Source organism: Chthoniobacter sp. (assembly GCF_040003245.1).
Classification (GTDB): domain Bacteria; phylum Verrucomicrobiota; class Verrucomicrobiia; order Chthoniobacterales; family Chthoniobacteraceae; genus Chthoniobacter.
The window spans coordinates 1-10,695 of record NZ_JBDUCX010000236.1 but is presented as its reverse complement, the minus strand read 5'-3'; the positions used below and the strand labels follow the sequence as shown (position 1 = coordinate 10,695).

Genomic DNA, 10,695 nt, shown 5'->3' with positions numbered 1-10,695 from the left:
GCTGGAGCGAACCGGTGTGCATGAAACGCTGGGCGACTTCGTGCGCCGGGATGTCCGTCCAGAGAGAACGGATAACGGCCATTTCATCGATCACCGTGCCCAACTGAGGGAACGCCGAACTCACTTCGACGCCCGATTTGCCGCTCTTGGTGAACTCGAAAGGAGAACCGAACGCCAAACCATCATGACCCGGGATGGTTTTGTCGGTGTACTTGGTCAACTCCGGCTTCGGATCCCACGTATCGACCTGGGAAGGACCGCCGGAGGCGAAAATGTGAATGACAGCCTTGGCCTTGACCGGGAAGTGGGGTTTGCGGGGCGAAAGCGGGCCGCCCACCAGAGGAGCAGCCGTGGGGGCTCCCACCGCCTGACCGAGATCGATGCCGAACATGCCGGCGAGGCTGAGGGCGCCAAAGCCCATGCCGGTGCGCGTGAGGAAGTCCCTGCGCGTGAAGATGATATCATCCGTGGATGGCGAATGCTCGCGGCGGAATTTCTCGGTGGCGGTATGGCTGATCTGTGGGGTCATGGCGTTTCGATGGTTAGGTTTGGCTGTGAGTTCGGTGTAAAATCGGGTTAATGATCGACCCCTATTATCGGTATCCCTCTATAGGACTTAGCAAACAATCTGCAGATTGTTCCTAAGCCGAAAAAAGGGACCAAAACCACTGTGGGGGGCGTTTTCTCGATGACACTACCCCATTTGCAGGGTATTGTCACCCCACAATGTCTGCGTCGACCCAATCTGAAGCGACCGCCGAATCAACGGAACTGGAGATCAAGAACGTCCTGCTGGTGGACGATGATGTGGATCTCGCCAATACCCTCAAGCTCCTGCTGGAGTCTCACAATTTCATCGTCACCACCTCCTGCAACGGGGCGGATGCCCTCCGGGAGGTCATGGCCTTCGATTTCGACGTGGTCATCTGCGACATGATGATGCCGAAGATGGCCGGCGACATGTTTTACCTGGCGGTGCAGAAGATTAAACCTTACATGACGCCTCGTTTCCTGTTCGTGACCGGCCACGCGGACAACCCAAAGGTGGACTCCTTTCTGAAGAGCATCGACGCCGAGGTCGTTTTCAAGCCGGTCCTTACCGAGGAACTGGTGCGGATGATCTCGCTGGTGCTCCGACGGGCGGAGGACGAGGCGAAGAGCGCGAGCGCGTAAGGGCTTCCGAGCGCGGGAGGGGAGCGGTAAAAACACCGGCTTAGATTGGCTTGGGCGATATTAACGAATTGTCAGAAGGGGCATCAACGAATCGTCAAAAAGCAGGCTTCAACAACGGCAAGAGGCAGGCCAAAGGCCTGAAACAAGCCAGCCCAGGGCAACGCCCTGGGTGGCACAAACACGAGCGGCCAGCCCTGAAAGGGCGAAACAAATTCGTTTGGGGTTTAGCCGAGCACAGCATTGTTTCGCCCACGTTGGGGCTCGGCGCTTTTTCCCAACAGTACCCAGGGCGACGCTCGCAGACTCGCTTTGCCCTAGGCTGGCTTGTGGCCGGGCCTTTGGCCCTCCGGATCGCTCTTTTCTCCCCACTCTCCTCGCGTGTCATTCTGAGCGAAGCGCAGGTGGCAAAATGGGCGGAGCGCAGTCGAAGAACCCCGTCGCACAACCGGCGACATCTTTGGTCGAGCGACTGTGTTTGCCTCGCCGCACAACCAGCAATGTCGCTGGTGTGCGGCGGGGTCCTTCGACTGCGTTACACTCCGCTCAGGATGACCGCGAAGGGGGGATTTTGGCTCCCGGCAGTGAAATATTCCGCAATGGAGCCAACAGAGCCAATGGAGCAATGCACTTTTTTTGTCGAGTTGGGGCAAGATGGGCGCATGCAAATAAACCCCGAGTATTCCACCCGTACGGGCAAGATCGCCCGCCTCCCGCAAGCCATCCGCCAGCGGCTCAATGAACGTCTCGCCGATGGCGAGCCCCAGCAAATCCTCGTTGCCTGGCTGAACGAAATGGAAACAGTCCAGGAACGCCTCACGGAACTCTTCGAGGGCCGGCCCATCACCGAGCAAAACCTCAGCGACTGGAGAAAAGGCGGCTTCCTCGACTGGCAGCGCCATCAAGCGGCCAGCGGCTTGGTCCTCGAGTGTTTGAGTGAAGTCGAGAACCTGGGCAGCGAAGTCGGCGAGGAGGCCTTGCTCGATCGACTGACCAACATGGTGGCCGTGGTCCTGCTGCGCCTCTTCCGCGAGGCGGCCACCACCGAGAGCGGCCCGCAGCAACGCCAGGCGGTGCTGGAACTGGCCCGCGAGATGGCCCGGTTGCGCCGGGGCGATCATCAACGCCAGCACCTGCGCCTGCTCAAGGAGCGGGAGCGCCGGGAGACCCCGTCGGATTACGAGCTCAACCGCCTGACGCAAATCGAACTGCAACGCCAATCCGAGCAGGAAGATGATGCGTTCAACCTTCGAGCCGACGCGTTGCGCGCGGAATATGTCGTCGGGCGCAAAAACGGGACGCTGACCCCGGAACGCCAGGAATGGATCGAGGGGTTCTTTGAGGCCAACCCGAATTATCGTGGGCCACGGGATGAGGACGAAGAAAAGGCCAGGCCGCGGCGGACCAAGTGAAAAGCGCGCGAAAAGACTCGCCCGAAACCGCCGGAAAGCACTGACCAACACCCCGCCGATCCAGTGTAATCGTGCCCAGTCGTGCCTAATCGTGCCTCAAATTTTTTCGGGCCTCAACTTGGGAGCGAGCACCGAAAGGGATCGACAGGTGAGAGCCAGGGCAAGAAGTGTTTGCGTTGTATGCCCGACGAATTCCCGCCACAGGTCGCAAAGCTTCACACTGCTTTGCAACGCCTTGCAGGGGTACACGGGACCAAGAGCGGGATCGAATGCGTGGACGGCGTGACCGCCGAGCAGCTTTCTCTCGCATGTTTCGCACAATTGCCGCACGGGGCCATGCGTCGTACCGGAGGCGCCATTTCCAATGAGGTTCAAGTTCAGGTAGAGTTTCAGATCGAGCCATCTGCCGCCGGCTGGCGCAGCCTTAAATTCCTCGCGTGGTGGGTTCGTGACGCGGCGCGCGGCAGTCTGCCGGTGCAATTGCGACCTTTTGCCCTTCCACCAACCGCCGTCTCGAATGTCCAGTTGGGACAGACTCTCCGCTTTCACCTCGACTATTTCTTCACTCATCCCGATCGCGCCATTGAACCGATTCTCGAGGCCCTCAGCAAGCTCGCCGACGATCTCGATCAGACGATCGACATATACCAATCCAGCCTCTTGGAAAGAGGGGGGCCGTCACTCCTAACGGAGTAATCGAGCGCCTCAAATCGGTGAACTCACGCCAACCCTACGTCGCCTTGGCGTAGCACTGGTTGTTTTCGTCCAGATCCTTGATCACCGTACAGAGGTAGACGGGGTGCGGGTGGATGTCCCGGTACTTGGTGATCTCCGACTTGTTGAGCACCTTGAAGCCGTAGCGCTCGAACATCTTTTCGCCGCGGCGATCCTCGAAGACGACCATCTGGCCGTAGACGCGCTTTTCGCCGAGATCGTGCAGGTATTTCAGGTAGGAATCGGTGAGGGCACGGCTGGTGGCGAGCTGGCGGGCGTCGGGCAGCAGATTGATGTGGAAATGGGCGGTGCGGCGGGGGGCGGCGGGGACTTCACGCCAGGCGGTGCGCAGGATCCACTGGACGAATTTCTTGGAAGCGGCGTTGTAGCGGGGATAGCGGAGCGTGCCGCGCAGGAAGAGGCTGATGTTCTGGTAAAAGGCGTAGCACTGCTGCCGAAACGGAAAGCGCGAGCCCATGAGGTAGCCGCGGATGTCGCCGTTCACGAGCAGGACGAAGGAGGACTCGGGCTCCCAGTCGGTGTAGTAGGCGGTGAGGTAATCGGCGAAGAGTTCGCGGTCCTCGAAGACGGGGTCGATGGGGTTGCCGAGGAAACCGGTCGCGCAGCAGAGCTCCCGCACCCGCGCGCGGTCGGCGGGCTTGAACTTGCGAATCACGAGTTGTTTTCCGGCGGTCATGAGCGGGGCACGTAGTCTTGGATGACTTCGCGGTAGAGGTCAAACATACGTGTAAAAACCTGCGCCCAGGAGTACTGCGCCGCGACCCGCTGGCTGGCCCGGGCATTGGCTTTCGAGAGATCCTCGTGGCTGGTCTCCTCGATGGCCGCGGCCAGGGCGCCGGCGGAGTTTTCCCGCGCCCACAGGGCCTGGCTGCTGTGGATGATGCGGTCCATGTAGCTGCCGTGAATGCCGATGACCGGGGTGCCGCAGGCCTGCGCCTCGAGGGTGACGAGACCGAAGGTTTCCTGCACGCCGGGATGCACAAAGAGATCGGCGGCGCGGTAGAGCGCGGCGAGGCGCGGGGCCTCGGCGCAGTAGTCGAGCCAGGTGACGGCGCCGGTGGCGCGCTGGAGGTCGAGCAGTTCGCGGCGCTGGAGGCCGTCGCCGACGACGAAGAGATGGAACCGGCGCGGGTGGCGCCGGGTGAGGTCGCGAAAGGCGGCGAAAAGGGTCTGCGTATTTTTTTCCTGCGCAAGACGCCCGACGTAGAGCAACAGCGTGCAGTCGCGCGGGATGGCGAACTCGGCGTGCACGTCTTCGCCTGGCGCAGGTTGGGGATGGAAGATGGCGGTGTCCACGCCGAGATCGATGTGGGCGATGTTGCGGACACCCCACGAGGTGAGCAGATCGCCGAGCGCGGGCGAAGGGACGAGCGTGCGGGCGAAGCGATTGTAGAGGCTGCGGATGTAGCGCCGGGAAAAATCCATGAACATTTCCGTGACGAGCGGGCCGCAATACTTGCGCGCCGTGCGGACGTAAGCCTCGGGGAAATGCGAGTGGTAAAAGCCGACGACCGGGATGCGCAGGGCGGTGCCGGAGTGCACCGCTTTCCACGCGACCTGATAGGGGTCGCCGCTCTCGATGATGTCCGGGCGCTCGCGCATGAGGATGGACTCGACGGCCTCGAGCCGGAGCAGGACGCGGTAGCGCGAAGTGCGCGAGATGAGGGGGGATTTGATGGTGTAGACACGTGCGCGGTCCTCGGTGATCACGGCATCGCGTTCCCCGGGGATGATGAGGATGTGCTCGTCGCCCGCGGTGCGCTCGCGGATGTGGCGGACCTTTTCGGAGACGTACCGTTTCACGCCGCCGCTCACGGGGGAGTAGAATTGCGTGATGTCGCAAATCTTCACGCCTGTAAATCGGGGGAGGAACCGCCGAGGCGCGGAGGCGCGGAGGGATCGTAATTCAGCACTACTCGTTTGAGGCCGTCGCGTAATACGGGGACGTGGAAATTCATGAGCAGACCGATCTGGAGGCCGCTCAATTTCAAGTAGGTGAGGAGCTGGGCTTCGTGGATGGGAAGGACCTTTTCCACGCACTTCAACTCGACGATCACGGTGTCTTCCACCACGAGGTCGAGACGGTAGCCGCAATCCAGTTTTACGTTCTCATATGTGACCGGCTGCGGCTTCTGCCTTTCGAAGCGCAGACCAGCCTTGGAAAGCTCGTAGCAGAGACACTCCTCGTATGCCGATTCCAGCAGACCCGGCCCAAGTGCGCGATGAATGCGAATGGCGGCGCCGATCACCGGCTCGGTAATCTCATCCCCCCTCCGCGCCTCTGCGCCTCGGCGGTTCATCCTAGTGCTCGAACTGCGCGAGGTACTTCTCGGCTTCGAGCGCGGCCGCGCAGCCCTGGCCGGCGGCGGTGATGGCCTGCCGATAGACGTGATCGGCCACGTCGCCGGCGGCGAAGACGCCCGGGACGTTGGTCTTCGTCCCACCGCGCTGCAGCAGGTAGCCGTTTTCATCCATGTCGAGCTTGCCCTTGAACGGCTTGGTGTTCGGGTTGTGGCCGATGGCGACAAAGACGCATTTCACCTCGAGCTCGCTCTCGGCGCCGGAGTTGGTGTCGCGGACTTTCAGGGCGCGCATTTCGCCCTCGGCATCGGACAGGTACTCGAGCGGCACGGTGTTCCAGACGGGCTGGATCTTGGGATTGCCCAAGGCGCGGTCGGCCATGATCTTCGAGGCACGCAGGCTGTCGCGGCGATGAATCAGATACACCTTTGAGGCAAAGCGGGTGAGGAAGGTGGCCTCTTCCGCGGCGGAGTCGCCACCGCCGATGACGGCGACGGGCACGTTGCGGTAAAAGGCGCCGTCGCAGGTGGCGCAGGAGGTGAGGCCGTGGCCGACCAGCTCTTTCTCGCGATCCAAGCCGAGCCACTTCGCGCTGGCGCCGGCGGCGACGATGAGGGTGCGCGTTTCCATCCATTCGCCGTCGACCTTGATCTTCACAAATCCCTCCGCCGGCTCGAAATCCTCGACGGCCGAGTAGGAGAAGCGCGCACCGAAACGCTCGGCCTGCGACTTCATGTTCATGATGAGCTCGGGGCCATTGATACCCTCGGGAAAGCCGGGAAAATTCTCCACCAGGGTCGTCGTGGAGAGCTGGCCGCCGGGCTCGTGGCCTTCGAGGACGAGAGGGGCGAAGTTCGCACGCGCGGCGTAAATGGCCGCGGTAAGCCCGGCGCAGCCGGTGCCAACGATGATGACTTTTTCCATAGGGGAGCGCAGTAAAGCCGAGTCTTCCCGGCGCGGCAAACGCGGAGTGGAAATTCTGCGTGCTATGACAGGGGAGAAAACCGCGAATGGGCGCGAATAAACGCGAATGAAAGAAGAGCCGGTGAGCTTTTGCCGCCCCCGTAGCGTGCGCGGCTGTGCTTTCCTGATTCGCGTTCATTAGTGTCCATTCGCGGTTTGGCGACCTGTTCCCCCGCACGCAAATGTCAAAAACGCGGGCTTGCACCCTACGCCGGGTGCTGCCACAAGAACGCGCCATGCACGAAGGGAGCATCACTGTTCGCCTGCCCGCCGATCTCCGAGAAATCGAGCGGCTCAATCGCGTCGTCCGCCAGTTTGGCGATCTGCACGAGGTACCCTCGCGGGTTCTTTACGCGGTGAATCTGGCCCTCGATGAGGTGGTCACCAATGTGGTGCGCCATGGGTTCGACGACCCCGCCGGGCAGGAGATCGAGGCCCAGATCGTCGCCCGGAGCGGGGAAATGACCACCGAGGTGATCGATATGGGGCGTACTTTCAATCCGCTCGATATGCCGCCGCCCAATCTCGACGCCCCGCTTTCCGAGCGCACTTTGGGCGGGCTGGGCATTCATTTGGTTCGTAGTTTAATGGACGGCCTCGAGTACCGCCGTGAAAATGGAAAAAATGTGCTCACTATGCGGAAACGTATCCGCTAGTATCCGCCCCTGTTCTCCCGATTGGAGCCACCATGCAGATCAAAGAAAGCAAACAAGGCGAGGTCCTGATCCTCACGATTAGCGAACATCTCGACAGCGCGACCTCGACGGTTTTTGAGTCGCGGCTGCTGGGCCTGGTGGATCGTGGCGAACGCAAGATCGTCATCGACTGCGGCTCGCTCGAGTACGTGAACAGCGCGGGCCTGAAAGTCTTTCTCCTCGCCGCGAAGCGCCTCGAACCGCTGGGCGGCAAGCTCGTCCTCTGCGCGCTGGCGCCGAGCGTGCTCATGATTTTTGAAATGATCGGCTTCACCCGCATCATGAAAATCGTTCCTTCGCTGGACGACGCGCTGAAGGCGCTCGGCGGCGAAGCGACGCCCGCGTAGGGCGCGTCACCAGACCCCTTTGCAACTCGAAAATACTTTCCGGATCACAGGCGCCGGATGAAGGTCACGCTCTCCTCGCGGCTGATTACCTGGGTGGGCGTGCCGGCGGCGCTCGTGCTCGGTCTTGTCGTCTGGAACGCCTCGCGCCGGAGCTTCGATCGCGTGGCCGCCCAGACCGAGCAACTCTCGCGGCTGATGGCGCGCAGCCATGCATCGGACTTGGAAACCGAGCTGAGCCGGGTGCAAAAAATCCCGGAGATGATCGGCCGGACGCTGGAGACGGGACAATTCGATACCCCGGCGAAGATCGAGTCCTTTCTCCGCACAGTGGTGGAAAAGAATGCCGATATCTACGGGAGTTGCATCGCCTTCAAGCCGAACGGGCTCGGCCCCGATCTCAACGCTTACGCGCCCTATTACTATCGCGAGGCGGACGGGAAGGTCGTCTTCGAGCAACTGGCCAAGCCCGATTACAACTATTTCCAATGGGATTGGTACCGGCTGCCGCGCGACGACGGGAAGGCGATGTGGACCGAGCCGTACTTCGACGACGGCGGCGGCAACACGATCATGATCACCTTCTCGGCGCCGTTTCGCCGGGACGATTTGTTTTGGGGCATCGCGACGATCGACAAGGCCATGTCGCAATTAATGCGCGAAGGCCAGGCGGTGACGGTGGGCAAGACGGGGTATATTTTCATCGTGAGCAAGCAGGGCCGTTTCCTCACGTTTCCCGACGAAAGCAAAATCATGAAGGCGTCGATCCAGGACGTGAATGCGGTGCTCGGCCAGCACATGCTCTCGGGCGAGGGTGGCTTTCTGCGCACGCGCGATCCCTTGAAGGACCGCAGCGCGTGGATCGCCTACGCCCCGGTGCACAATGGCGACCTTTCGCTCGCCGTGGTCTACCCCGAGGACGAAGCGCTGGCGGACGCGCGGCACTTGCGCAACGAATTACTGGCCACAGGCGCCGCCGGGCTGCTCTGCCTGCTCGGGGTGCTGATTTTCATCGCGCGGACGACGAGCAAACCGATCGCCGAGCTGGCCCGCGCGGCCCAGCTCGTGGCCGATGGCGATCTCGAGCAGCGACTGAGCGTAACCGCGCCCACGGAGGAGGTGCGGAACCTGATGAACGCCTTCAACAAGATGACGCGCGATCTCCAGATGCGGATGCAGGAGCTGCGCTACACGACCACGGTGAAGGAGCGCTTCGAGGGCGAGTTGAATGCCGCGCGCAGCATCCAGATGAGCCTCGTGCCGAAACATTTTCCCGCCTTCCCGGGCCGGCCCGAGCTGGATGTGCACGCCCTCCTGCGCCCGGCGCGCGAGATCGGCGGCGATCTCTACGACTTCTATTTCCTCGATGAAGAATGGCTCTGCTTCCTGATCGGCGACGTGTCGGGCAAGGGCGTGCCGGCGGCGCTGTTCATGGCTGTCACGAAAACGTTACTCAAGGCGAGCTCGTCACGGAGCGGATCCATCGCGACAATGATCGCCCACGTGAACGACGAACTCTGCGAGCAAACGGATTCCGGCATGTTTGTCTCGCTGCTCTACGCGCATCTCAATACGCGCACCGGCGAGGTGGAGTTCTGCAACGCCGGGCATCCGATCCCGTATTTGCTCGGCGCGGATCACAGCACGCGCCCGCTGACGGGAGCGAAAGACGTGGCCGTCGGCGCGATGTCCGCGCTCGATTACCATGTCACCACCGTGCAGCTCACGCCCGGCGACACGCTCTTTTTCTACACCGACGGAGTGACCGAGGCGCTGGACCGCAGCGATCGTTTCTACTCGAATGCCCGGCTGGAATGCGTGCTCAACGATGTGGGTACATTAGCTGTCGAAAAAATTACGCGCGGAGTGGTGCGCGACGTGCGAACTTTCTGCGGTGAACGTGAACAAAGTGACGATATTTCCGTGATGGCCCTGCGCTGGATAGGGCCACCTTCCTCCCCTTCTTAATATCCAAATCTTAATCTTGTACTGCCCGCCGCAAACACCGAGGCTCTCCTTCGTTGAACCGGATCCAGAGTCAGATTGAGAGCAAGAGCCGCCCGCAGACCTCCCTTTGAAACACCCAAAATCCATGGCCGTTAAAAAGTCCGACATCATCCCCACGAAGCATTACGTCCTCGACACGAATGTCCTCATTCACGACCCGCAGTCGATGTTCCAGTTTGAGGACAACGTCGTCTGGGTGCCGGTGGAAGTGCTGGAGGAGTTGGATCGTTTTAAATCCGAATCCTCGACCCGCGGCGCCAATGCCCGCGAAGTGCACCGGCGCTTGAGCGAACGTTTCCGCACGACGGAGCAAATGCGTTCCGGTGTGAAACTCGAAAACGGCGGCTGGCTGCACGTCTACATCAACCCTGCGCTGAAGCACGAGGGCCACGACTGGAAGCTCATCGAGGAATCGCCGCGCAGCCGGCTGGCACTCACGCTCTTCCCGGACTTCGATTCCACGGACAATCGCATCCTGGCCAGTGCCGCCTATCTCGCCGACACGAAGGCGGACGGCGCGGTGCTCGTGACCAAGGACCTGAACATGCAGCTCAAGGCGCGCGCGCTCGGGCTGGATGCGCAGGATTACCGCACCGACCGCGTGGAGGACAACGACATCCGCCGCACGCAACGGCGCAGCGGCGCGGAGGAATACGCGGCCATCGATATTCCCGGCCACTCGGTGCAGGCCTTCGCCAGTTCGGAGCGCATCACCCTCCCGCATCTCGATATGCTGCTGCCGAACCAATACGTGCTGCTGCGCAACGAGGAAGAGCCCACGCATGGCGTGCCCGCGCGGCACCTTAGCGGCGGCGAGTTCGTCAAGCTGCACCACGACCACATCACCATTCGGGGTGGCCGCGGTCTCCAGGCCGCGAACCTCGGCCAGCGATTCCTGCTCGATGCGCTCTACGATCCGTCGATCACCCTCGTGACCGTCTACGGCAAGGCCGGCACGGGCAAGACGCTGCTCAGCGTGGGCGCCGCCCTCGAGCAGGTGCAGATGGGCGAGTACGAAAAGATGCTCATCACCCGCGTGATCATGCCCACCGGCCGCGACATCGGCTT

12 protein-coding genes are annotated in these 10,695 nt (G+C 61.7%); 7 read left to right on the top strand and 5 right to left on the bottom strand.

Annotated features, from left to right (window positions below; genetic code table 11):
* Positions 1–529, bottom strand: a 529-nt coding sequence (locus tag ABJF10_RS24805) for a DUF1501 domain-containing protein (protein ID WP_348547313.1), incomplete at its 3' end; no start/stop codon positions are given.
* Between the two features lie 197 nt (positions 530–726).
* On the opposite strand from ABJF10_RS24805, the gene ABJF10_RS24800 reads away from it, so the two are divergent.
* From ABJF10_RS24800 to ABJF10_RS24790, 3 genes are all read left to right on the top strand, one after another.
* The gene (locus tag ABJF10_RS24800) at positions 727–1,173 is read left to right on the top strand and encodes a response regulator (RefSeq protein ID WP_348547312.1); all 447 of its coding nucleotides are present in this window, start codon (positions 727–729) and stop codon (positions 1,171–1,173) included.
* A 659-nt stretch (positions 1,174–1,832) separates the two neighbouring features.
* Positions 1,833–2,582, top strand: coding sequence for a hypothetical protein (locus ABJF10_RS24795; RefSeq protein WP_348547311.1), 750 nt, complete (start codon positions 1,833–1,835; stop codon positions 2,580–2,582).
* A gap of 180 nt (positions 2,583–2,762) precedes the next feature.
* Positions 2,763–3,278: a hypothetical protein gene (locus ABJF10_RS24790; protein ID WP_348547310.1), complete on the top strand. Its 516-nt coding sequence runs from the start codon at positions 2,763–2,765 to the stop codon at positions 3,276–3,278.
* A gap of 34 nt (positions 3,279–3,312) precedes the next feature.
* Here the strand turns inward: ABJF10_RS24790 and ABJF10_RS24785 are convergent, their stop codons facing one another.
* From ABJF10_RS24785 to trxB, 4 genes are read right to left on the bottom strand one after another with little or no spacing between them, the layout of a single operon-like run.
* The gene (locus ABJF10_RS24785; RefSeq protein ID WP_348547309.1) at positions 3,313–3,993 is read right to left on the bottom strand and encodes a GNAT family acetyltransferase; all 681 of its coding nucleotides are present in this window, start codon (positions 3,991–3,993) and stop codon (positions 3,313–3,315) included.
* A complete protein-coding gene (locus ABJF10_RS24780) occupies positions 3,990–5,168 on the bottom strand; it encodes a glycosyltransferase (protein ID WP_348547308.1) in 1,179 nt (392 codons plus the stop codon). The genes ABJF10_RS24785 and ABJF10_RS24780 overlap by 4 nt, the downstream gene beginning before the upstream one ends.
* A complete protein-coding gene (locus ABJF10_RS24775; protein WP_348547307.1) occupies positions 5,165–5,617 on the bottom strand; it encodes a GxxExxY protein in 453 nt (150 codons plus the stop codon). The genes ABJF10_RS24780 and ABJF10_RS24775 overlap by 4 nt, the downstream gene beginning before the upstream one ends.
* Position 5,618: 1 nt before the next feature.
* Complete coding sequence (gene trxB, locus ABJF10_RS24770) at positions 5,619–6,542, bottom strand: thioredoxin-disulfide reductase (protein ID WP_348547306.1); 924 nt, start codon at positions 6,540–6,542, stop codon at positions 5,619–5,621.
* A 275-nt stretch (positions 6,543–6,817) separates the two neighbouring features.
* Here trxB and ABJF10_RS24765 point away from each other — a divergent pair, with 275 nt between their 5' ends.
* The 4 genes from ABJF10_RS24765 to ABJF10_RS24750 form a co-directional block, all read left to right on the top strand.
* A complete protein-coding gene (locus ABJF10_RS24765) occupies positions 6,818–7,237 on the top strand; it encodes an ATP-binding protein (protein ID WP_348547305.1) in 420 nt (139 codons plus the stop codon).
* A 32-nt stretch (positions 7,238–7,269) separates the two neighbouring features.
* Positions 7,270–7,623: an STAS domain-containing protein gene (locus tag ABJF10_RS24760; protein WP_348547304.1), complete on the top strand. Its 354-nt coding sequence runs from the start codon at positions 7,270–7,272 to the stop codon at positions 7,621–7,623.
* Positions 7,624–7,680: 57 nt separating this feature from the next.
* Positions 7,681–9,588, top strand: a complete 1,908-nt coding sequence (locus ABJF10_RS24755; RefSeq protein WP_348547303.1) for a SpoIIE family protein phosphatase — start codon at positions 7,681–7,683, stop codon at positions 9,586–9,588.
* 106 nt (positions 9,589–9,694) lie between these two features.
* A partial coding sequence (locus ABJF10_RS24750) for a PIN domain-containing protein (protein ID WP_348547302.1) occupies positions 9,695–10,695 on the top strand: 1,001 nt, incomplete at its 3' end.